Below are 22,861 nucleotides of genomic sequence, written 5' to 3' on the forward strand. Positions count from 1 at the left end.
TCCTGGTCGCCTGGATTCAGGCCGCCCGACGCTCGGTCTTTTCCAGTTCCAGACGGTCCCAGATTTCGGCGAGCGCCGACACCAGATCGCGCATCATCGCTTCGTCATGGGCCGGGCCGGGCGTGAAGCGCAGGCGTTCGGTGCCGCGCGGGACGGTGGGATAGTTGATCGGCTGCACATAGGCGCCATATTCGGCGAGCAATATGTCGCTGATCCGCTTGGCCTTGACCGGGTCGCCGACCATCAGCGGCACGATATGCGTGACCGAGGGCATGACGGGCAGGCCCGCCTCCGCCATCAGGCGCTTGAGCAGAGCGGCGGACGCCTGCTGGCCTTCGCGCTCCTCGCTCGACGCCTTCAGGTGGCGCACGCTGGCCAGCACGCCTGCGACTAGCACGGGCGAGAGCGAGGTGGTGAAGATGAAACCGGGCGCGTAGCTGCGGATCACATCGACGATCATCTGGTCCGCCGCAATATAGCCGCCCATGACGCCGAACGCCTTGCCCAGCGTGCCTTCGATGATGGTGAGGCGGTCGGCGACCTCGTCACGCTCCGAAATGCCGCCACCGCGCGCGCCATACATGCCCACGGCATGGACCTCGTCCAGATAGGTGAGCGCATTATACTCGTCGGCCAGGTCGCAGATCGCCGCGATCGGCGCCACGTCGCCGTCCATCGAATAGACGCTTTCGAAGGCGATCAGCTTGGGCGCTTCGGGGTCTTCGGCGGCCAGCAGCTCACGCAGATGATCGACGTCATTATGACGGAAGACCCGCTTTTCGCAGCCCGAATTGCGGATGCCCGCGATCATCGAGGCGTGGTTCAGTTCGTCGGAGAAGATGATGCAGCCGGGCAGCAGCTTGGCAAGGGTGGAGAGCGTCGCTTCGTTCGAGACATAGCCCGAAGTGAAGAGCAGCGCCGCTTCCTTGCCGTGCAGGTCGGCCAGTTCGCCTTCCAGATCGATATGATAATGGGTGTTGCCGCCGATATTGCGGGTGCCGCCGGAACCGGCGCCGACATCGTGCAGTGCCTCTTCCATCGCGGCGACGACCTTGGGATGCTGGCCCATGGCGAGATAGTCGTTGGAACACCAGACGGTGATCGGCTTGGGGCCGTTATGGCCGTGGAAGCAGCGGGCGTTGGGGTAAGACCCGCGATTGCGCAGGATATCGATGAACACACGATAGCGACCTTCTTCGTGGAGACGGTCGATCGCCTGCGAAAAGATATGTTTGTAGTTCACTACGCTTCTTCCCGTTTGCCCGCGCGCCGTTGCGTGTCGCTGCGCATCCTCTTCCCACGCTGCCGCGTTTAACCGCGCGACCCCGTCATTACCAGCGATAACCGCTCGCAATGTAAGCAGATAGGTGTCTCAATATAGCGATCACACTGATCGGCCATTGGACAAATGGCCTACCCCCTCCGGATCAAAGGGTGTCCAGCCGTTCGAGGCCATAACCGGCCAGAGCCGGGCGCAATGCGTCGACCTTTGCATCGACCCGCGTGAATACCGCAACACCAGGCGTCGCTTTCGTGGGCCACGGTTGGTCCTGGGTCAGAAAAGCGATTCGCCGGGCGATGCCTTCGCCGCCATGGACGAAGCCCATCGGATGCGGGGCGGCGGCGGCGAGTTCCCGTTCCACCAGCGGGAAATGGGTGCAGGCGAGGACCACCATATCCATCCGGTCTCCGCCGGGCTGGTGAAGCAGGCCTGCCAATGCGTCCCGCGCGACTTGAGGATCGAGCGTTTCGCCGCGCAGCTTGGCTTCGGCCAGTTGCACCAGCGCCGCCGAGCCATGACGCAACATGATGCAGTCCGCGCCATGTTCGGCCGCGAGGCGGTCGACATAGGGCTGGCGCACGGTGGCGTCGGTGCCGAGCACGCCGAAGACGCGGCTTTTGGAGAGAAGGGCGGCGGGCTTGATCGCCGGGACGGTGCCGACGACCGGAATGTCCAGCGCGGCGCGGACATGCTGGAGCGCGATCGTGGAGGCGGTGTTGCAGGCGATGACAGCGAGGCGCGGGCGGTAACGTTCGACGAGGCGCCCGAGCAGGGCGGGCACGCGCGCGGCGATTTCCGCCTCGCTCTTGGTCCCATAGGGGAAACCGGCGCTGTCGGCGGCGTAAACGATCGGCGCGGTCGGTATCGCCGCGCGCGCCGGGGCGAGGATGGACAGGCCCCCTACGCCGGAATCGAAGAAGAGTATGGGAGCGTCAGGGGCGACCGTCATGGCCGCTGTGTCGCGGCAGGAGGCGGAGGTGTCAACGGGGGTTCAGTTCGCCGAGGCGGGCATGTCGTCCAGCAATTGGCGCAACGCGGCGATCCACGCGCCATAATGCGCCTTGTCCGCCGCGTCGGTGGAGACGCGCAGCAGGTCCAGGTCGCCGCGCAGTTGCTCGATCCGCTTGACCGCCAGGTCATGTTTCACGCCGTCGATCTTCGTCTTGAGCTGGTCGACTTCCTCAAATGCCTTGGTCTGTTGCCAGTCCGGCTGCTGTTTTACCAGCAGATCGACGGCATCGAGCAATTTGCCGATCTGCCGGCCATAGCTTTCCTGCGCCAGTATCGCCTGTTCGGTCTGGGGCGCGCTGCTATTGCTTTCGTTGATCGTCACATTGCCGAACGACCAGCCCGAATTGATCGATTGCCATAATTTCTGCGGGGCCAGCGCCATGCTGGTCCAGGAGCGGGTGAAAGCGTCGAGCGGCGTGTCGGTCATGGGCGGCTCCGGCAGGTCTTGCGTTACGGTAAGGCCATGACGGCGCAAATCAAGCCTTTGGGCATTGCCCCGCGCGCCTGTCACGCTATGGTCGCGGGCAACATTTAGAGCATGGGAGCCGATTGCATCGGCGCTCATGCTCCGGTCTTTTGATTTAATGCGTTTTCCGAGTCAGCAGATGTTCCACCTGCTTTGAAAACGCTTTATCGGCGAATTTCATGACACCTCCCTGGCTTCTTCCCGCATTCGTCCTGCTCCTGGGCTATCTGCTCGGTTCGATCCCCTTTGGCCTGCTGCTGACGCGCTTCACCGGCGCGGGTGACCTGCGGCAGATCGGATCGGGCAATATCGGCGCGACCAATGTGCTGCGCACCGGGCGCAAGGGGCTGGCGGCGGCGACCTTGCTGCTTGATCTGCTCAAGGGCGCGGCGGCGGTGCTGGTCGGCGCGGCGCTGGTCGATGGCGGCGGGCCGATGGCGGGGGCGATGGCCTTTATCGGCCATTGCTATCCGGTCTGGCTGCGCTTCGCCGGGGGCAAGGGCGTCGCGACGATGATGGGCGTGGTGACGGCGATATTCTGGCCGGCCGGGTGCATTTTCGCGGCGGTATGGCTGGCGGCGCTGTTCGGGACGAAATGGTCTTCGGTCGGCGGCATGGCGGCGGCGATCAGCGCGCCGGTCGCCATGTGGGCGTTCGGACGGATCGACCTGGTGCCGGTTGCGCTCGCGCTGGCGCTGATCGTGCTGTGGCGGCACCGCGCCAATATCGCGCGGCTGGCCAAGGGCGAGGAACCCAAGATCGGCGGATCCAAGGGTACTTCCGCCTGATGCGTGAGCGGGAGCGGTTCGACCGGCTGCGGCTCATCCGCTCTCCCCGGATCGGGCCGGTCAGCTATCGGCAACTGCTCGCCCGCTTCGGGACGGCCGGGGAAGCGTTGCGCGCCATTCCCGATCTGGCGGCGCGTGGAGGCGGGCGCGCGAGCGTGGCCGATGCGGGGGCGGTGGAGAAGGAGATTGCGCAGAGCCGGGCGCTGGGCGCGCGCTATCTGCTGATGGGCGATCCCGACTATCCCGTCCTGCTCGACCAGTTCGAGGGTGCGCCGCCTGCGCTGATCCTGCGTGGGGATACGGCGCTGGCGAGCGGGCAATGCATCGCCATGGTCGGCGCGCGCAATGCGTCTGCCGCCGCCTGCCGTTTCGCGCGCACGCTGGCGCAGGATCTGGGACAGCGCGGCGCGGTTGTGGTGTCCGGGCTGGCGCGGGGGATCGATACGGAGGCGCATCGCGGATCGATCGGCAGCGGCACGATCGGCGTCATCGCCAGCGGTATCGATATCGCCTTTCCGCCCGAGAACCGGGACTTGCAGGAACAGGTCGCGACCGAAGGGCTGCTGATCACCGAACATCCGCCCGGCGTCCAGCCGCTGGCGCGCCATTTCCCGGCACGTAACCGGATCATCGCGGGGCTGGCGCTGGGGACGGTGGTGGTGGAGGCGGCGCCCAGGTCAGGGTCGTTGATCACCGCCCGGCTGGCCGGAGAGGCGGGGCGCGAGGTGATGGCAGTGCCGGGATCGCCGCTCGATCCGCGCGCGCAAGGGTGCAATCAACTCATTCGCGAGGGCGCGATCCTGATCCAGAGCGCCGCCGATGTGCTGGAAGCGGTAAGCAGCATCGACCCGCGCATGGTGCGGCAGGGGAGTTTCGATTTTATCGGCGAACCTGTGTCGAGCGATGTGGCGGACAAGGAGCGCGCAGCCGTGATCGCCTTGCTGGGACCGGCGCCGGTGCCGATCGATGAATTGATCCGGCAGTCGGGCCTGTCGCCTGCAGTGGTGCAGACGGTGCTGCTCGAACTGGAACTGGCCGGTCGAACGGATCGGCTGGCCGGAGGGCGGGTAAGCGTGCGGTAACGGTCTATCCTGCCGGCGGGTGCGGCGGGTCGCCGGGCAATGCTCCGGTGTAGAACAGCCACAGCGGCTTGCCGTCGGCAGCGCCGCCGCGTGTTTCCTGCATGATGGCTTGCCATAGAATGCGCAGGCGATGGACATGAAGGTCGTCGCTGATGATCGCGACGATGTGGCGGATAACCAAGGCGGAAGCCGTAGCGGTATCGTTCGGCCCGTCGCATTGTTCGGGCAGGCCTATCCGCTTGCGAAAGCAGGCAGACGCGTCGAACAGCAATACGGCCGCCAACGCGCGCAGATAATCTTCCGGTACGCCGTCGGACAGCACAGCGCGTTCGAGATCGAAGATGGTGCGGATGCGATGACGCTTGAGTTGGTGGAAGGACGAAACGCCCACGACCAGACAAAGCTGGGCCTGCAATACCCAGTCGAAGCTCTGCAGCAGCGTATAGGGGGTCTCCGCATATAGTTCGATCGGATTGGTGACGGCGAGATTCTGGATGTCGTACAGATTGCTTTCCTGGAGGCGGAAGGCAACTTCATGATCGATACCGTCGATTACCTCCAAGGGAATGACGCGCGCCTCGTCCAGCGCCGTCTGGTCGACCTCCTTGACATGCACGCGCACCCATTGGGCGATCCTGCCGACGCCCAGATCCGGGAAATAGCCAAGGATGAAGGCTATGCCCAGCGCGGCCGCGAAGCCCACATCCTTGGCGAGTTGCTGGTCGGTGGCGGACCCGAGGCCGACGGCGCCCGTGTGATAGACGGCGATGCTGAGGATCATCCCTTGAACCAGCCGAAGGGCGGCGCGGACAAAGGCCAGCGCGCTCAGTTCCTGATTGAGCGTCTGGCGGATCAGATAGCGCAGGTTGAAGATGTAACCACCCAGGAAGGCAAATCCGGCGACCGCGACGCTTCTCTTGATCGTGATCGCAACGGCGGCGGCGCTCAAGGTCGGATCGGGCGACCAGAAGATTGCGGGCGATACCGACAAATGGCGACCGGACAAGCCGATCAGTTCCGTTATCGGATCGAACAACAGGATGAAGCCCGGAAAGCAGACCAGCCCATAGATGAACGCGCCGGTGCGGTCCTTTATCTCATCTTGGCGCGAGGGACGCGCGCGATCGTTGCGGCTCCTGTCGTAGCGGGCGAGGGCGAGCAGTATCTGGGGCAAATCCCGGTGTTGGACGAAGACCGTGTCCCGCAAATCCTCGACCGTGCGCAGCCGGACACGGCGCAATTCCACGCCGGTTGCGATGAGGGCGAGCGGCAGCAGGGCCGCCAGCAGGGCGGCAAGCAACAAATGCCAGTTCATGACATGCTCCTGGACGCGTTGCGCGCGATGGGCGCGCGACCGGGTTCATCCTTCCTCGATGGAAACCGAACCGTCGGTGGCCAAAATGACGCGACGGGCGCCGGCCGGCTTTTCGCGATAGGCCGGCCGGCGCACAGCGTAGAGGCGCGCCGCGTCGAAATCGGCAAAACAGACGCGATCCCTCTGGTTGCCCCCAATGCCCATGATCCGCTTGCCATCGGCGCTGACGCCGACCGCCAGGAAGACATGGCCGCCGCCATTGCGCACGAGCACGATCACGTCACCGACCTGAATCTCCTTGGGCGGCACAACTTGCCCCCAATTGGACCAAGCCAGGGCGGCGAGATAGTTTTTCGGCGGCATCCGTTCGGGTCGGCCCTGGCATGTGCGCGCGGCGACCACGGCCATGAACAGCCCACACCAGGGAATCGAATCCGCATTGTAGAAATCGGCCGCCCATTTGTCATAGGGCCGGCCGCAGGTCCGGGCCACTTCATCCGCCCATCCCAGGATGACGGGATTATTGCCGCTGCCGGGATTTTCCAGCGTGCCAAGCATTTCCATTGCAACGCGAACCATGAGTGGCGGCAGAGGATTCTGCCGCAGGAAAGCATATTTGGGCGGAATTTGCGGCATGGCAACGACTCCCCTGATGAATCCCCTTGCGAGTAAACGAGTAAAGACACCTGTGGTGAAAACGCCAATGATTGTGACTCCGAAACGGAACTAAACAAGGCTGCCGCGCGCGGGTGACAGGCAATGTCATGCCGATGACAATGATTGTCACCGATGGCGCGCGTGCAAGGGCGCAAGCGGGCGTCTCCTTCGCGTCTTTGCGCCAACCACATGGCTTGACGCCCCGCCCAAGCAACCTACAGACTCGCGCGTGTACGTGAGAGATTTCCAAACCGGGGTCATAATGCAGCTTGTCATCGTAGAATCGCCGGCCAAGGCGAAGACCATCGAGAAATATCTGGGCGGCGATTTCCATGTCCTCGCCAGCTATGGCCATATCCGCGACTTGCCCGCCAAGGACGGGTCGGTGGACCCGGACGACGGCTTTGCCATGTCGTGGGAAAATTATGGCGACAAGGGCAAGCAGCTCAAGGCGATCGCCGACGCGTCCAAGAAGGCGACGCGCCTCATCCTGGCGACTGACCCTGATCGCGAAGGGGAAGCGATCAGCTGGCATGTGCAGGAGGTGCTGCGCGCCAAGAAGGCGCTGCCGAGCCAAGTGGACCGGGTGACGTTCAACGCGATCACCAAGGCGGCGGTGCTCGACGCGATGGCCAAGCCGCGCGCTTTGGACGAGGATCTGATCGACGCCTACCGCGCGCGCCGGGCGCTCGATTATCTGGTCGGCTTTACGCTGTCGCCGGTGTTGTGGCGCAAGCTGCCCGGCGCGAAGTCGGCGGGGCGCGTGCAGTCGGTCGCGCTGCGGCTGGTGGTGGAGCGCGAGCGCGAGATCGAAAGCTTTACTCCGCAGGAATATTGGTCGGTCGCGGCCGAAATGGAGCAGGGCGGGCAGGGCTTCACCGCGCGCCTCGTCCGCTGGAAGGGCGAGAAGATCGATCGCCTGACCATCGGCAAGGAAGGCGACGCCATGGCCGCCAAGGCCGATGTGGAGGCCGGGCGCTTCACGGTCGACAAGGTCGAGACGAAGCCGCTCACCCGCAATCCGCCTGCGCCGTTCACGACATCGACCTTGCAGCAGGAAGCCGCGCGCAAGCTGGGCTTTTCGGCCAGCCATACGATGCGGATCGCGCAGCAGCTCTACGAAGATGGCGCGATCACTTATATGCGTACCGACGGCGTGCAGATGGACGGCAGCGCCATTTCCGCCGCGCGCAAGGCGATCGCGGAGCGCTATGACGGGGGCTATCTGCCCGAAAAGCCGCGCCAATATCAGACCAAGGCGAAGAATGCGCAGGAAGCGCATGAGGCCATTCGTCCGACCGAGTTCGGCCGCGACAAGGTGGGGTCAGGCGATCATGCGCGCCTTTACGACCTGATCTTCAAGCGTGCGCTGGCGAGCCAGATGGCGTCGGCGCGGCTGGAGCGGACCACCATCGACATGGTGGACGGCAGCGGCAGCCATACGCTGCGCGCGACGGGGCAGGTGGTGATCTTCCCAGGCTTCCTGGCGCTCTATGAAGAAGGCCGCGACGACAGCGACGATGATGATTCAAAGCTGCTGCCGCGCATGAGCGAGGGCGATGCCCCTGCCAAGAAGAAAGTCACGGCAGAACAGCATTTCACCCAGCCGCCGCCGCGCTATTCCGAAGCGTCGCTGGTGAAGCGTCTGGAGGAACTGGGGATCGGGCGGCCGTCCACCTATGCGTCCACGTTGCAGGTGCTCAAGGACCGCGACTATGTACGGATCGAGAAGAACCGCTTCTTCGCCGAGGAGAGCGGGCGGCTGGTGACGGCGTTCCTGGAGCGCTTCTTCGAACGCTATGTGTCCTATGACTTCACGGCGGGACTGGAAGACGAGCTGGACGATATTTCCGGCGGCCGCGCCCAGTGGCAGGAAGTGCTGGAAGCCTTCTGGAAGGACTTCAAGCCCAAGACCGCCGAGGTGATGGAGCAGAAACCGTCGGACATCACGGCGGCGCTCGACAAGTTTCTGGAGCCGATGCTGTTCCCTCCGCGCGCGGACGGCAGCAATCCGCGCGCCTGCCCGCTGTGCGCCGATGGGCAGTTGTCGCTGCGGGGCGGTCGGTTCGGGGCGTTCATCGCCTGCTCCAATTACCCGGAGTGCAAATATACGCGCAAATTCGGGCAGCCGGGCGGCAAGGATGGTGAGGATACGGGGCCGGAGGTTCTGGGCCAGCATCCCGAGACCGGGCAGGACATCGTCAAGAAGTCCGGTCGCTTTGGTCCCTATATCGAGATGGGCGAGGGCAAGGAGGCCAAGCGCGGGTCGATCCCCAAGGATCTGCCCGATGGCGAACTGACGCTGGACTGGGGCGTCAAGCTGCTGAGCCTGCCGCGCGAGGTGGGTCTGCATCCCGAAACCGGTTTGCCGATCGTGGCGAATATCGGGCGGTTCGGTCCCTATCTGTTGCATGACGGCAAATATGGGCGGCTGTCATCGACGTCGGAGATTTTCGAGGTCGGGATGAACAGCGCCGTCGTGAAGCTGGCCGAGGCGGCGACCCGCGGCGGGCGGTCGAGCGGCGGGCGGGAGCCGTTGAAGGTGCTGGGCGCGCATCCGCGCACGGAGCTGGAGATCAAGCTGATGGAGGGCCGCTACGGCGCCTATGTCACCGACGGTACGACCAACGCGACCCTGCCCAAGACGGTGGACAAGGACCAGTTGACGCTGGAAGAAGCGGCGCAGTTGATCGACGCGCGCGCGGCTGCGGCGCCGGCCAAGAAGGGCAAGAAGAAGGCGGCGCCCAAGAAGGCGGCGGCCAAGAAACCTGTGGCCAAGAAGGACGGCGACAGCGCGAAGAAGCCGGCCGCCAAGAAGGCCCCGGCGAAAAAGAAGGTGGCTGCGGCGGAATAAGGTCAGGCGGCGCGCCGCACCTGGTTGCGGCCGCCGGTCTTGGCGGCATACATGGCGAGGTCGGCCCGGTGCAGGCTGGCCTCGATCGGCAAGACGGGGTCGCCGGCGCTGAGGCCGATGCTGGCGGTCACGCGCACGACGCGGCCGGATAGCGCCCGGACCCGCAAGGCCTGGATCGACGCGCGGACATGTTCGGCGCGTCGCGTCGCCAGGTCGGCGTCGCAATCGGTCAGGCAGACGGCAAATTCCTCGCCACCCAGGCGGCCGCTCAGATCGGCCGGACCCAGCGCCTGCGCGATGGCCGATCCCACTGCGTGCAGGACGGCGTCGCCGGTCTGATGACCATGATCGTCGTTGAAGCGTTTGAAATGATCGATGTCGATCAGCAGATACCAGTTGCCCGGTTGCGCATGGACCCGTTCGGCGCGGTTGAAAAAGGCGCTGCGGCTGAGCAGGCCGGTCAGGCCGTCGACATCGGCCAGTTGCGCCAGTTCCGTCACCCGCAGTTCCAGTTCGTGGCGGAGCCGGCGGTTTTCCTCCCCCTGGCGGACGAGCAGCACGCACACCGGGGTGGAAATGCTGCCCGAACAGAAAATGCCTACGCTGTAATAGCGTAGCGGGATCGACATGCCGGGTATCATCGACACGATCGCCATGATGATGATCGTCCCCAGAACGGAGACGCCTACGGCGAAGGCGATTTTCTGTTTCGGTCCCATGAAACGGGGACCTAACGGCATAAGGTAAAGGATGAATTTACCCTATTGGCAATTCATCATTCCACCCAGTCGAGGCCGATGTCGCGATAGATGCCGCGATCATCTTCCCAGTCTTCCTTGACCTTGACGTGCAGGTAGAGGTGGACCTTGACGCCGAGCAGGTTGGCGAGTTCCGCGCGCGCCTTCGATCCGATTTCCTTGAGGCGCTGCCCGCCCTTGCCCAGCACGATGGCGCGCTGGGTGGGACGGCCGACCAATATCTGCTGGTGGATTTCGACCGATCCGTCGTCCCGCTCCTTATATTGTTCGGTATCGACCGCAGCGGCGTAGGGCAGTTCGGCGTGAAGCTGGTGGTAGAGCTGCTCGCGCGTGATTTCCGCGGCCAGCATCCGGTCGGTGGCGTCCGACACCTGGTCTTCGGGGAAATGCCATGGCCCTTCCGGCATCGCTTTGGCGAAGGCGGCCTTGAGTTCGGGCAGGCCGTCGCCGGTCGCGGCGGACACGAAGTAGATTTCGTCAAAGCCAAGCTGGTCGTTGAGCTTTTGCGTGTGGACCAGCAGCCTTTCCTTGGTGGCGATGTCCACTTTGTTGAGGATCAGCCACTTGCGTTCGGTGCGGTGTTTCAGGGATTCGATGATCGGCTCCAGCTTGGGGCCAAGGCCCGCCTTGCCGTCCACGATCATCGCGATGAGGTCCGCGCCCTGCGCGCCGCCCCAGGCGGCCTGCACCATCGCGCGGTCCAGACGCCGCTTGGGCGCGAAGATGCCGGGCGTATCGACCAGCACGATCTGCGCGTCGCCCTCGATCGCGACACCCATGACGCGGGTGCGCGTTGTCTGCGCCTTGGGGCTGGTGATCGCCACCTTCTGCCCTACCAGCGCGTTGACCAGCGTGGACTTGCCCGCATTCGGCGCGCCGACCACGGCGATAACGCCGCAGCGCTGGGTTTCTGATTCAACCGTCAATTTTATTCCATTCTGTTCCAGATGCTCCCGCCTGCGGGTGAGCATGGTGTAGCACAATCGGGGTCAACCCGTCAGCTTCTCCAGCAGCGCCTTGGCCGCCGCCGTTTCGGCTTCCTGCTTGGAGGCGCCGGTGGCAGAGGCTTCGCCCGCGCCCTTTATGGCGACGGTGACGGTGAAGCGCAGCGCATGGTGCGGGCCGGAACGGTCGGTCAGGACATATTCGGGAGGCTTGCGCTTGTTGGCCGCGGCCCATTCCTGAAGATAGGATTTGGGGTGGCGCGGGGCGCTGGTCTGGGTGTCGACCCGATTGCCCCACAGGCGGCGGACAAGTGCGCGAGCTTCTTCCAGTCCGCCTTCCAGATAGAGGGCGCCGATCAGCGCCTCCATCACGTCGCCCAGCACATTGTCGCTGTCGGCCGCGCCATCGTCGCGCGCCTGCTTGCCCAGCACCAGATGGATGGGAACGCCGGCCGTGCGGGCCACTTCGGCGCAGGTTTCACCCGACACCAGCGCATTGAAGCGACGGGAGAGCTTGCCTTCCGGTTCGTCGGTGAAGCGTTCGAACAGCCATTCGGCGATCAGCAGGCCCAGGATACGGTCGCCCAGAAATTCCAGCCGCTCATAATTGACCGCCTTGGCGCTCCCATGGGTCAGCGCCTGATCGAACCGCGCCGGATTTATCGGGACGCGGCCGATCAGGTCCTTCAGCCAGCCCGCAGTGTCCGGCCCATGCGTAGTCGGCTTCAAAAGCCTTCCCCGATACGGCTCCAGCGCGCGGCGGTGAACCAGGTCCAGGGCAGCAGCCAGTTGGCGCTGCCGTCGGTCGAAAAGACCGAAATCATCGCCTTGCCCACCAGATTTTCTTCGGGGACGAGGCCGATGCCGCCGCCTTCGACCGCGGGGAAGCGGCTGTCGGCGCTGCGATCGCGATTGTCGCCCATCATGAAGAGATGGCCTTGCGGCACCAGCACCGTGTCCCGGTCGTCCGCGGCGCCATCGGGCAGCAGGTCGAGGACGTTGTAGCTCTTGCCGCCGGGCAGGGTTTCGCGGAACTGGGGGTAGCGGCATTGTTTGCCGCCGCCGGCCGCGGCTTCCTCGAAATCGGGACGATAGCAGGGGGAAGCGGCGCCTTCGCGCGCGGCGGCGTCCTCCATGTTCGGTGTCACCGGGATGACGAGGTCGGCGACCTTCTGCTTGGGGATCGCCTGGCCGTTCAGATAGACGGTCCCGCCGCGCACGCCGATCATGTCGCCGGGCAGGCCGATCACGCGCTTGATATAGTCATTCTTCTGGTTCGGCGGCGCCTTGAACACCACCACGTCGCCGCGCTGGGGCGTGGACGCCAGGATGCGGCCGGGGATCAGGGGAATCGAGAAAGGCAACGAATAGCGCGAATAGCCATAGGGCCATTTGGCGACCAGCAGATAGTCGCCGATCAGCAGCCGCGGCTGCATCGATTCCGACGGGATGTTGAACGGCGATATGATGAAGCTGCGCAGGATGAAGACAAACAGCCCGAGCTTGGCGAGAAACCAGAGAAAGTCCCGCGTTTCCGATTTGGCAGTCATGGAGTGTCGTCTGATCCCTTGGAAAGGCCCACAAAGCGGCCGTGGCGGCTTTTGGGGCCTGTGATGGAGCGCGTCAAGCAGTCCTTGGCGATGCAAAGCACGGGGCTTTGCGCTAGACATAGCAGGAATCGACCGGTGCAGCGTCGATATCGACCAACGTCACAAGAGGATATCGCATGACCAGCCCTGCACTGCCCAGGTCCTTGGCGTCCATCGCCGCACTTCCGCAAGCAGACCTCAAGTCCATTTTCGTCACCGATCCCGACCGGCTGGGCAAGCTGGTCCTGACCCAGGGGCCGATCCGGTTCGACTGGTCCAAGACCCATCTGACCGACGATGTGCTGGCGGGTTTCCTGAAGCTGGCCGACGAACAGGGCTTTGCGGCGCAGCGCGACGCCCTGTTCGCGGGCGAGGCGGTCAATAATAGTGAGGGCCGCGCCGCCGAACATCCCGCCGAACGGGGTGAAGGCAATGCCGACAGCGTCGCCCATGCCAAGATGCTGCATCAGCGGATGCGCGGCCTGATCGACGCGATCGAGGCGGGCGCGCTGGGCGACATCCGGCATATCCTGCATATTGGCATCGGCGGCTCGGCGCTCGGCCCCAAGCTGATCGTCGATGCGCTGGACGGCGACGGCGTGCGGTATGACGTGGCGATCGTGTCCAATGTCGACGGCACGGCGCTGGAGCGGGCGATCGAGGGGTTCGATCCCAACGCCACCCTGATCGCCATCGCGTCCAAGACCTTCACGACCAGCGAGACGATGCTGAACGCGGCAAGCGCGATCAACTGGATGGTCGAAGCCGGGGTCGACGATCCCTATGGGAAGGTGATCGCGCTGACCGCCGCGCCCGACAAGGCGATGGAATGGGGTGTCGATGAAACCCGCATCCTGCCCTTCGCAGAGTCGGTGGGCGGGCGCTATTCGCTCTGGTCCTCGATCGGTTTCCCGGCTGCATTGGCGCTGGGCTGGGACGCGTTCGAGAGCCTGCTGGAGGGCGCGGCGGCGATGGACCGGCATTTCCGCCTGTCCGATCCAGGCGAAAATGCGCCGCTGATCGCCGCGTTCGTGGATCAATATTATACGCGCGTCATGGGATGCCAGACCCGCGCCTTGTTCGCCTATGACGAGCGGCTGGCGCTGTTGCCATCCTACCTCCAGCAACTGGAGATGGAGAGCAACGGCAAGAGCGTGCAGCGCGACGGCAGTCCGGTGGACGGCCCGACCGCGCCGATCACCTGGGGCGGGGTGGGCACCGACGCGCAACATGCGGTGTTCCAGTTGCTGCACCAGGGGACGATCGTATCGCCGGTGGAGTTCGTCGCTTCGATCGAGCCGGGCCATGTGCTGGACCCGGCGCATCATCGCGCGCTGCTGGTCAACTGCTTCGCGCAGGGCGCGGCGCTGCTGCGCGGCAAGGACAATGATGCCGATCCGGCGCGCGCCTATCCGGGCAACCGGCCATCGACAACCATCCTGCTGGAGGATGTGACGCCGGAGGCGCTGGGTGCGCTGATCGCCTTCTACGAGCATCGCACCTTCGCCAATGCGGTGCTGATGGGGATCAACCCGTTCGACCAGTTCGGCGTGGAGCTGGGCAAGGAGATCGCCAAGTCGATCGAGGCGAACGGGGCGACCGGATTCGATCCGTCGACAATGGCGCTGATCGAGATCGCGTTGGGCGAGGCGTAAACTGCCGTTGGTTTCGGGCGCAGTCGAGAAGCGAGGGCGCAACGCTTCTCGACGCGCTCGAAGCGAACGGAGGTGGTTTGGCTACCAGCAAGAATATTCCCATTTGTAACTGGCGCCTTCACCCGCCATATCCGCGCCTATCCCATCGGAGGCCCGGCATGAGTGACTATGATTTCGACCTTTTCGTCATCGGTGCAGGATCGGGCGGCGTGCGGGCGTCGCGGGTCGCGGCGGCGCATGGGGCGAAGGTTGCGGTTGCCGAGGAATTTCGCGTCGGCGGCACCTGCGTCATTCGCGGCTGCGTGCCCAAGAAGCTGCTCATCTATGGCGCGCATTTCGCCGAGGATCTGAAGGACGCGCGCCGTTTCGGCTGGGACGTGCCGGAATGTGGGTTCGAATGGACCACGCTGCGCGACAATGTGCTGGCCGAGGTCGATCGGCTGGAAGGGTTGTATGGCAACACGCTGAGCAGCCACAAGGTCGAGGTGATCCGTGAACGCGCGACCATCACCGGGCCGCATGGGGTGAGGCTGGCCAGCGGGCGCGAAGTGACGGCCAAGACGATCCTGGTCGCGACCGGCGCCTGGCCGGTGATCCCCGAACTGGAGGGCGCCGAGCATGGCATCACCAGCAACGAGGTCTTCCATCTGGACGCATGCCCCAAGCGGATCGTGATCGTCGGCGGCGGCTATATCGCCAATGAATTCGCCGGCATCTTCCACCAGTTGGGCAGCCATGTGACGATGGTCAATCGTGGCAGCGACCTGTTGCGCGGCTATGACACGCAGATCCGCGACCGGCTGCTCCAGATTTCCATGACCAAGGGGATTAATTTCCGCTTCAATGCGAAGATGGAGCAGATCGAGAAGAATGAGGACGGTACTTTGTGCGTCCGCTTCAAGGAGGGCGATCCGGTCGCGGCCGACGTGGTGCTGTTCGCCACCGGGCGCAAGCCGCTGACCGGGGGGCTGGGGCTGGAGACGGCCGGGGTCGAACTGAACGACAAGGGCGCGATCAGGGTCGACGACTATAGCCAGACCAGTTGCGAGAGCATCTACGCCGTGGGCGACGTCACCGACCGGCTGCAACTGACCCCGGTGGCCATCCGCGAGGGCCATGCCTTCGCCGATACCGTGTTCGGGGGCAACAAGCGGAAGGTCGATTATAGCTGCGTGCCGTCGGCCGTGTTCAGCCATCCGCCGCTGGCCGGCGTGGGCATGACCGAGGCGGAGGCCAAGAACCATTATGGCACGGTGAAGGTCTATACGTCCGATTTCCGGCCGATGAAGAATGTGCTGGCGGGGCGCGAGGAGCGGGCGCTCTACAAGATGGTCGTGGACGCAACGACGGACAGGGTGATCGGGCTGCATATGATCGGGCCGGATGCGCCGGAGATTTTGCAGGCGGCGGCGATCGCGGTGAAGGCCGGGCTGACCAAGCAGGATTTCGACGATACCGTGGCCCTGCACCCCAGCATGGCGGAAGAACTGGTGTTGTTGAAATAGGTTACGAACGGCTTGGGTTAGCGTTCGACCACGAACGTCACGACCAGTGCGTCGCGCCAGGCCGGTTGCGCCGGGTCAACCGCGTGGATTTCCGTCACGCCGTGCAGGATGCGGTGGTCGTCGATCAGCATCGTGTCACCGGGCGTCGTCAGGGTGAATTCGCCCAGCGGCGTGCCGTCGGGCGCACCGATACGGGTCACGCCTTCGCGGACGTTGCAGCGCTCGACCAGCATGACCAGCACATGGTCCACCCCGTCGCGGTGCATCCCCTCTGGCGTGGGGCGGCCGGTTTCGCCCGGCTTCGCTTCGATGCGGAACTGGTGCATTTCGATGTGCCAGTCGCCTTTACCGGCCGGATCGAAACTGTCGGCGGCGAAGGCGAAGATGGCCTGCCGGACGGGGCTGGCGACGGTCGCATCCTCGACCGGATCGAACCAGCGCTGCACGTCGCCGTTGAGCGGGTTATAGTCGCGGCTCTGATAATGGGGCTGGTGCGGTTTGCGGATGAAGCGGCCCCGTTCCAGCGCGAAGGCGGCATGACGGCGGCGGCGGTAGCGGCCGCCATCGGCCATGAAGAGGTCCGGGCCGAGATCGTCCCAACTGGCGGCGAAGGCCGACCAGTCTTCGGGAGAGATGCCGAGCCGGTCCAGTATATCCGCACCGGGCAAGCGGACATAGCCGTCCTGCGCCAGCGTGACGTCCATGCGGGAAAGGCTGTCGGTGTCGCTCATCTTGTCATCCTAGTCGGTTGAGAAGACGAGCGACAGGGCCAGTTCCCGCAGGGTGGGTTGCGTTCCTGGCGCTCAGGCGATCGTCGGGACCATGCCGCCTTCGACCCGAACCGCCGCGCCGTTGGTGGCGGCGGCGAGCGGGCTGGCGAGATAGGCGACCATGGCGCCGACCTCGTCCGCCTCGATCAGCCGCTTGATGAGCGAGAGGGGCCGGAGTTTGGTGAAAAATTCGGCTTCGCGGTCGGCTTCGGGGGCGTCCTTGTTGTCGACAACCGAGCGGATGAATTCCACGATCCCTTCCGAGCGGGTGGGGCCGGGCAGGACGCTGTTCACGGTGACGCCGGTGCCGCGGGTATGTTCGGCCAGGCCGCGCGAGATGGAGAGTTGGGCCGATTTGGTCATGCCGTAATGGATCATCTCGGCGGGCGGGAGCAGGCCGCTTTCGCTGGCGATGAAGAGGATGCGGCCCCAGTTGTTGGCCAGCATCGGCGGGAAATAATGGCGGGAAAGGCGGGCGCCGCTGACGACGTTGACCTCGAAGATATGATGCCAGTCCGCGTCGCTGATATCCGCGAAATCCTTCGCTTCATAGATGCCCAGATTGTTGACGAGGATGTCGGTCGCGGGGACGGCGGCGATGAGGGCCGCGGCGCCCTCGGCCGTCGCCGGGTCGGCGAGGACGGCGTTGACGGGCAGGCCGATTTCGGCCGCGGCGGCATCCAGCTTGGCCTCGCTGCGGCCCGTGATGGTGACGGCGACGCCCTCTTGCGCGAGGCGTTTGGCGATGGCGAGGCCGATGCCGGCGGTGGAGCCGGTGACGATGGCGGTCTTGCCGGTGAGCTTCAGGTCCATGGCTGTTTCCTTGTTGAATGAGACGGCGAACTGGACAGTTAGATAGACTTTTTCCGATTAATGATTAGATTGCGCGCTATCATTTCAGAAGTGCATTGAAATCATGGATAACCGGTTCGGCGACGTCGAGAATTTCCTGATGGTGGCGGGCGAGGGCAGCTTCGCCGCGGCGGCCAAGATGTTGCGCCTGACCCCGTCGGCGGTGAGCCGGTCGATCGCGCGGCTGGAGCAGCGGCTGGGCGTGGCGCTGGTGCGCCGGACGACGCGGTCGCTGGCGCTGACGCGCGAGGGGCAGGTCTATCATGACAAGATGATCGCCATATTGGGCGACATGATGGATGTGGAAAACAGCCTGAGCAGCGAGGGGCACGGGCCGCGCGGGCTGCTGCGCATCAACGCCTCGCCTTCGTTCGGCATAGAATGCCTGATCCCGATCCTGCCGCGCTTTGCAGAACGATATCCGGCGGTGACGGTGGACCTGACGCTGACCGACGCGATCGTCGATCTGGTCGAGGAGCGGGCGGATGTCGCGATCCGCATCGGGCCGCTGCGCGACACGCGGTTGCGCGCGAAGAAACTGGGGCATAGCCGGATGGTGCTGGTGGCTTCGCCGGACTATCTGGCGCGGCGGGGAACGCCCAGGACGCCCGACGATCTGGCCGGGCATGACTGTTTGCGGTTCAGCTTTCGCCGGTCGGTGGATAGCTGGCCGTTCCGGGTGCGGGGCAGGCACGTGCAGCGGCCGGTGCAGGGGCGTTTCTTCGGCAATTCGGGCGAAGTGGTGCGGCGCATGGCGATCGCGGGCGGCGGGATCGCGCGGCATGGGCGGTTTCATGTCGCCAGCGACTTGCGCGAAGGGCGGCTGGTGGAGGTGCTGGCAGAGTTTGATGCGGGGGACGGGGAGGATATTCACGCGCTCTACGCGGCGGAAGATCGGAGCGCGGCGCGGGTGCGGGCGTTTCTGGATTTTCTGGAGAGAGCGTTGGTGGTGGAGGGGTAGGCGCGGTTGCAACGGGGGGGCAATGGGATTAAATCCTATTGCTCAAGGAGCCTGCCATGCGGACCACCCAGCAATTCAGCGTGACATTGCCGAACGACATGGCGGCCGAGGTGCGGGCCAAAGTGGCGTCGGGCGCCTATGCCAGCGAGAGCGAAGTCATCCGCGACGGGCTTCGCGCGCTTCAGGCGCGCGACCGTGCAATGGAAGCGTGGCTGAGCAATGTCGCCATGCCCGCTTATGACGCCTATCGCGGCGATCCTTCTCGCGGTGTGTCGATCGACGATGTGAGGGCGGGGCTGGCCGATCGCGACTGAACGTGGCGCACAGGATCATCTTCACGCCGGAAGCGCGCGATCAGATCAATGCCATATATGATTATATCGCCGGGGCCGCGACGCGGAGTGTAGCCCGGCAGTTTACCGACGCCATTCTCGCCCATCTCGACACATTGGCCGATTATCCGTTGATCGGCACCGCGCGTGACGATGTACGGCCAGGCCTGCGGACGCTGACGCATCGCCGCCGTGCGGTGATCGCCTTCATTGTCGAGGATGAGGCGGTGGTGATTATCGGCATTTATTATGGCGGGCAGGATTTCGAGACGCTGCTGAGCGATCCACGCGACTGATTTATCCGCCTCACCCGATCCAATACGGCACGATCTGGCGGTTGTCTGGATCGACATGGATCGGCCGATCCGCCGGAGGAAAGGCGCGCTGGTCGCAGCTTTGGCGGGGGCATAGGCGGCAGGTGATGCCGATCGGGGTCGCCGCCCCTTCCTCCTGCAAATGAAGGCCATCGGCATAGACGAAGTTGGCGGCATGGGCGACTTCGCAGCCCAGCACCACGGCGTAGCGGCGCGGGGTGCGCTTGTAGCTGCCCGATGGTTTCACCAGCCCCTTGGCCATCGACACATAGCGCACGCCGTCAGGGGTTTCGCCCAGTTGCACGTTGATGCGGTCGGGGACGGCGACGGCTTCGTGGACGTTCCATAGCGGGCAGGCGCCGCCGAAGCGGGCGAATTGCAGGCGTGTCGCGCTGTGGCGCTTGGTGATGTTGCCGGCCATATCGACGCGGCAGAAGAAGAAGGGGATGCCGCGAAGCCCCGGCCGTTGCAGGGTCGAGAGGCGATGGCAGGCCTGTTCGAAGCTGACGCCGAAGGTGCGGGCGAGCCGGTCGATATCGTGGCGCATCGCCCGCGCCGCTTCCCGGAACGGGGCGTAAGGCATGAGCAGCGCGCCGGCGGCGTAATTGCCCAGGCCGATCGCCAGCAGTCGGTCGGCGCCGGGGACGGGCAGCGCGGCCCTGTTCACGACATCGGCGATCACCGCCTGCCCCTCCAGCATCATGAGTTGGTGGGCGAGCATGAATTTGCGGCTTTCGGTCGGCAGCGCGGCGTTGACGAACAGGCGCTTGTCCGCGCGGGTATAGCTGCGCAGCGAGGAGCCGGGGGTATCGGCGATCAGGGTTTCGATGCCGTGGCGGCGGGCCAGCGCCTCCACCAGCATCCCTTCGTCCAGCGCGCCCTTGTCCAGGATGTGCCCGGCGGTGAAGCTTTCCGCCATGTCCTCGGCCAGGCAGTCGATGCTGTGGACATAGTTGCCCGCTTCGTGAAACCAGTCACGCGCGGCTTCCCAAGGGAGACGGGCCTGCACCTCATGATCGTTGGCGATCGCCTCCTCGATCATGTTGATGCGTTCGTTGGCCCGCATATGGGCATTGTAGAGATCGACATAGCGGGCGGCGAATTCGGGGAATTGCAGGTGCAGCTTCTCGATCCGTTCCGGCTCCATCTGGTTGCCGGGCAGTTCGGGATGGCCGAGCGCATAGGTGAAGGCGCCGAGCAGTTGCTCATCCTCGCGGCTGTCGAAACTGGCCCAGTCGGTGGGAAAGGCGCTGGCGAGCGCGGCCTTGACCTTCGCGGTCAGGGGACGATCGTCATTTTCCATCTGCGACAGATAGGATACGGATATGCCCAGCGCCTGCGCCATCGTCGCCTGGTCCATCCGGTGGTCCAGACGCAGTTGGCGCAGTCGCGGGCCTGCGAAAATACGGTTGCCACGTGCCATAAACCGATCTTAATTTGCGAAGTCGTGATTTGCAAATTAGCAAATTTGCATTTGCGAAAAAAGGGAAAGCCCGCGTAGGGAAAGTTCAAGGCGGCACCATCCTCTATCTGGCGCCGCAAATCGGAGAGATGCCCGCATGTCGAAGCTCGCCATCATCGAACAGCTCGAAGCCAAGCGCGAGGGCGCGCGCATGGGGGGCGGCCAGCGCCGCATCGACGCCCAGCACGCCAAGGGCAAGCTGACCGCGCGCGAGCGGCTGGACGTGTTGCTGGACGAGGATAGTTTCGAAGAGCTGGACATGTATGTCGAGCATAATTGCGTCGATTTCGGCATGGACGAGCAGCATATTCCGGGCGACGGCGTGGTTACCGGGTCGGGTACGGTCAACGGCCGGCTGGTGTTCGTGTTCAGCCAGGACTTCACCGTCTATGGCGGCGCGGTGTCGGAACGGCACGCGATGAAGATCTGCAAGATCATGGACATGGCGTTGAAGGTCGGCGCGCCGGTGATCGGCCTGAACGACAGCGGCGGCGCGCGGATTCAGGAGGGTGTCGCTTCGCTCGCCGGCTATGCGGAAATTTTCCAGCGCAATGTGCTGGCCAGCGGCGTGGTGCCGCAGATCAGCGTCATCATGGGGCCGTGCGCGGGCGGCGCGGTCTATTCGCCCGCCATGACCGACTTCATCTTCATGGTGAAGGACAGCAGCTTCATGTTCGTAACCGGACCCGACGTGGTCAAGACGGTGACGAACGAGGTGGTGACGCAGGAGGAACTGGGCGGCGCGGTCACGCATACGACCAAGTCCGGCGTGGCGGATATGGCGTTCGAAAATGATATCGAGGCGCTGCTGGCGGTGCGCGATTTCGTGGACTTCCTGCCCGCGTCCAACAAGGAGCCGGTGCCCGAGCGGCCGAGCGCGGATGCATGGGACCGGATCGAACCGAGCCTGGACACGCTGATCCCGGCGAACGCGAACCAGCCCTATGACATGCACGAGCTGATCCGCAAGGTGGTGGACGAAGGCGACTTTTTCGAAGTGCAGCCCGCCCATGCCGGGAACATCCTGTGCGGGTTCGGCCGGGTCGAAGGCAAGACGGTGGGCATCATCGCCAACCAGCCGATGGTGCTGGCGGGCGTGCTGGATATCAATTCATCGAAGAAGGCGGCCCGCTTCGTGCGCTTCTGCGATGCGTTCGAAATCCCGATCGTGACTTTCGTGGATGTGCCGGGCTTCCTGCCGGGCACCGCGCAGGAGCATAGCGGCATCATCAAGCATGGCGCGAAACTGCTGTTCGCCTATGCCGAGGCGACCGTGCCCAAGATCACCGTCATCACGCGCAAAGCCTATGGCGGGGCGTATGACGTGATGAGTTCCAAGCATCTGCGCGGCGACCTGAACTATGCCTGGCCGACCGCCGAGATTGCGGTGATGGGGGCGAAGGGCGCGGTCGAGATCATCTTCCGCGGCAAGACCGCGGACGAGATCGCCGAGAGGACGGCGGAATATGAAGGGCGTTTCGCCAATCCGTTCGTGGCGGCGAGCAAGGGCTTCATCGACGAGGTGATCCAGCCGCATTCGACCCGCAAGCGCATCGCGCTGGGGCTGCGCAAGCTCAAGAACAAGGCGCTGGAGAATCCGTGGAAGAAGCATGACAATATTCCGCTTTAAACATTGACGTCATCCTCGCGAAGGCGGGGATCCATCTCGGAACGACGCATTTGGGGATGGGTTGGGAGATGGATTCCCGCCTGTGCGGGAATGACGAGGATAGGATGAAATCATGAAACTCGGCCGTCTCAATCATATCGGCGTCGCAACGCCGTCGCTGGAAGCGAGCATCGCTTATTATCGCGACGTGATGGGTGCGACGATCGCGCATGAACCGTTCGACCTGCCCGCGCAGGGGGTGAAGGTGTGTTTCATCGATACGCCCGGTGAGAATGGCACGGCAGGGACGCAGATCGAACTGATCGAGCCGTTCGACGCCAGCTCGCCGATCACCGCCTTCATCGCCAAGAACCCGGCCGGGGGGCAGCATCATATGTGCTATGAAGTGGCCGATATCCATGAGGCCAAGGCGTGGTTCGAGGGCAGGGGCGCCCGCGTCCTGGGCGAACCGCGGATCGGGGCGCATGGCACGCCGATCTTCTTCGTGCATCCCAAGGATATGAACGGGGTGCTGACCGAGATCATGGAGACGCCGAAAGAGGCGCATTGATAAGCAACCCCGTTCGGTTCGAGCTTGTCGAGAACAACATGCCAGGCCCGTTCTCGACAAGCTCGAATCGAACGGATGTTGGTG

General features: G+C 64.4%; 22 protein-coding genes. 10 read left to right on the forward strand and 12 right to left on the reverse strand.

Translation table 11 applies throughout. The annotated features are described in order from the left end of the window. Positions 1-16: 16 nt before the first annotated feature. From hemA to ABT375_RS03675, 3 genes are all read right to left on the reverse strand, one after another. Entirely contained in the window at positions 17-1,243 is a 1,227-nt protein-coding gene (gene hemA / locus ABT375_RS03665) for a 5-aminolevulinate synthase (protein WP_261934687.1), read from the reverse strand. Between the two features lie 184 nt (positions 1,244-1,427). Continuing rightward, positions 1,428-2,231: a glutamate racemase gene (murI, locus tag ABT375_RS03670; RefSeq protein WP_416464164.1), complete on the reverse strand. Its 804-nt coding sequence runs from the start codon at positions 2,229-2,231 to the stop codon at positions 1,428-1,430. Positions 2,232-2,273: 42 nt separating this feature from the next. After that, positions 2,274-2,858 carry a hypothetical protein gene (locus ABT375_RS03675; RefSeq protein WP_416464165.1) on the reverse strand — a complete coding sequence of 195 codons (585 nt, stop codon included), beginning with the start codon at positions 2,856-2,858 and terminating at the stop codon, positions 2,274-2,276. 80 nt (positions 2,859-2,938) lie between these two features. On the opposite strand from ABT375_RS03675, the gene plsY reads away from it, so the two are divergent. Both plsY and dprA read left to right on the forward strand, forming a co-directional pair. After that, a complete protein-coding gene (gene plsY, locus ABT375_RS03680) occupies positions 2,939-3,547 on the forward strand; it encodes a glycerol-3-phosphate 1-O-acyltransferase PlsY (RefSeq protein WP_261934684.1) in 609 nt (202 codons plus the stop codon). After that, positions 3,547-4,629 carry a DNA-processing protein DprA gene (gene dprA / locus ABT375_RS03685; protein ID WP_416464166.1) on the forward strand — a complete coding sequence of 361 codons (1,083 nt, stop codon included), beginning with the start codon at positions 3,547-3,549 and terminating at the stop codon, positions 4,627-4,629. Before plsY ends, dprA begins: the two co-directional genes overlap by 1 nt. A gap of 4 nt (positions 4,630-4,633) precedes the next feature. Here dprA and ABT375_RS03690 read toward each other — a convergent pair whose 3' ends face one another. Next, positions 4,634-5,944, reverse strand: coding sequence for a hypothetical protein (locus tag ABT375_RS03690; RefSeq protein ID WP_416464167.1), 1,311 nt, complete (start codon positions 5,942-5,944; stop codon positions 4,634-4,636). Positions 5,945-5,989: 45 nt separating this feature from the next. Further along, positions 5,990-6,580: a TIGR02594 family protein gene (locus tag ABT375_RS03695; RefSeq protein WP_416464168.1), complete on the reverse strand. Its 591-nt coding sequence runs from the start codon at positions 6,578-6,580 to the stop codon at positions 5,990-5,992. Positions 6,581-6,863: 283 nt separating this feature from the next. Between ABT375_RS03695 and topA the strand changes: the two genes are divergently transcribed. Beyond that, complete coding sequence (topA, locus tag ABT375_RS03700) at positions 6,864-9,455, forward strand: type I DNA topoisomerase (protein ID WP_416464169.1); 2,592 nt, start codon at positions 6,864-6,866, stop codon at positions 9,453-9,455. Positions 9,456-9,457: 2 nt separating this feature from the next. Here the strand turns inward: topA and ABT375_RS03705 are convergent, their stop codons facing one another. The 4 genes from ABT375_RS03705 to lepB form a co-directional block, all read right to left on the reverse strand. Then, a complete protein-coding gene (locus ABT375_RS03705) occupies positions 9,458-10,174 on the reverse strand; it encodes a GGDEF domain-containing protein (RefSeq protein ID WP_416464170.1) in 717 nt (238 codons plus the stop codon). A 56-nt stretch (positions 10,175-10,230) separates the two neighbouring features. Continuing rightward, the gene (gene era / locus ABT375_RS03710) at positions 10,231-11,139 is read right to left on the reverse strand and encodes a GTPase Era (protein WP_416464171.1); all 909 of its coding nucleotides are present in this window, start codon (positions 11,137-11,139) and stop codon (positions 10,231-10,233) included. Between the two features lie 63 nt (positions 11,140-11,202). Further along, a complete protein-coding gene (gene rnc / locus ABT375_RS03715) occupies positions 11,203-11,886 on the reverse strand; it encodes a ribonuclease III (protein ID WP_224549554.1) in 684 nt (227 codons plus the stop codon). After that, entirely contained in the window at positions 11,883-12,707 is an 825-nt protein-coding gene (gene lepB, locus ABT375_RS03720) for a signal peptidase I (RefSeq protein ID WP_261934679.1), read from the reverse strand. The genes rnc and lepB overlap by 4 nt, the downstream gene beginning before the upstream one ends. A 176-nt stretch (positions 12,708-12,883) precedes the next feature. Here lepB and pgi point away from each other — a divergent pair, with 176 nt between their 5' ends. Continuing rightward, on the forward strand, positions 12,884-14,401 hold the full coding sequence (pgi, locus tag ABT375_RS03725) for a glucose-6-phosphate isomerase (protein ID WP_416464172.1): 1,518 nt from the start codon (positions 12,884-12,886) through the stop codon (positions 14,399-14,401). 158 nt (positions 14,402-14,559) lie between these two features. Beyond that, positions 14,560-15,906 (forward strand): glutathione-disulfide reductase, encoded by a 1,347-nt coding sequence (gor, locus tag ABT375_RS03730; protein ID WP_416464173.1) that lies wholly within the window; start codon positions 14,560-14,562, stop codon positions 15,904-15,906. Positions 15,907-15,923: 17 nt separating this feature from the next. Here gor and ABT375_RS03735 read toward each other — a convergent pair whose 3' ends face one another. Then, positions 15,924-16,637: a 2OG-Fe dioxygenase family protein gene (locus tag ABT375_RS03735; protein ID WP_224549562.1), complete on the reverse strand. Its 714-nt coding sequence runs from the start codon at positions 16,635-16,637 to the stop codon at positions 15,924-15,926. 72 nt (positions 16,638-16,709) lie between these two features. Beyond that, positions 16,710-17,489, reverse strand: a complete 780-nt coding sequence (locus tag ABT375_RS03740) for an SDR family NAD(P)-dependent oxidoreductase (protein WP_416464174.1) — start codon at positions 17,487-17,489, stop codon at positions 16,710-16,712. Positions 17,490-17,592: 103 nt separating this feature from the next. On the opposite strand from ABT375_RS03740, the gene ABT375_RS03745 reads away from it, so the two are divergent. From ABT375_RS03745 to ABT375_RS03755, 3 genes are read left to right on the forward strand one after another with little or no spacing between them, the layout of a single operon-like run. Beyond that, positions 17,593-18,489 carry a LysR family transcriptional regulator gene (locus ABT375_RS03745; protein WP_416464175.1) on the forward strand — a complete coding sequence of 299 codons (897 nt, stop codon included), beginning with the start codon at positions 17,593-17,595 and terminating at the stop codon, positions 18,487-18,489. 56 nt (positions 18,490-18,545) lie between these two features. After that, positions 18,546-18,803 (forward strand): ribbon-helix-helix domain-containing protein, encoded by a 258-nt coding sequence (locus ABT375_RS03750; RefSeq protein WP_416464176.1) that lies wholly within the window; start codon positions 18,546-18,548, stop codon positions 18,801-18,803. Positions 18,804-18,805: 2 nt separating this feature from the next. Then, a complete protein-coding gene (locus ABT375_RS03755; protein WP_416464177.1) occupies positions 18,806-19,117 on the forward strand; it encodes a type II toxin-antitoxin system RelE/ParE family toxin in 312 nt (103 codons plus the stop codon). Between the two features lie 10 nt (positions 19,118-19,127). Here the strand turns inward: ABT375_RS03755 and ABT375_RS03760 are convergent, their stop codons facing one another. Next, positions 19,128-20,558, reverse strand: coding sequence for a helix-turn-helix domain-containing protein (locus ABT375_RS03760; protein WP_224546260.1), 1,431 nt, complete (start codon positions 20,556-20,558; stop codon positions 19,128-19,130). Between the two features lie 136 nt (positions 20,559-20,694). On the opposite strand from ABT375_RS03760, the gene ABT375_RS03765 reads away from it, so the two are divergent. Both ABT375_RS03765 and mce read left to right on the forward strand, forming a co-directional pair. Then, positions 20,695-22,227 (forward strand): acyl-CoA carboxylase subunit beta, encoded by a 1,533-nt coding sequence (locus ABT375_RS03765; RefSeq protein ID WP_416464178.1) that lies wholly within the window; start codon positions 20,695-20,697, stop codon positions 22,225-22,227. Between the two features lie 112 nt (positions 22,228-22,339). Further along, positions 22,340-22,777, forward strand: a complete 438-nt coding sequence (gene mce, locus ABT375_RS03770) for a methylmalonyl-CoA epimerase (RefSeq protein ID WP_224546257.1) — start codon at positions 22,340-22,342, stop codon at positions 22,775-22,777. Positions 22,778-22,861 lie beyond the last annotated feature (84 nt).

The sequence above is a fragment of the Sphingomonas sp. VDB2 genome (genome assembly GCF_047946695.1).
Classification (GTDB): Bacteria; Pseudomonadota; Alphaproteobacteria; order Sphingomonadales; family Sphingomonadaceae; genus Sphingobium; species Sphingobium bisphenolicum.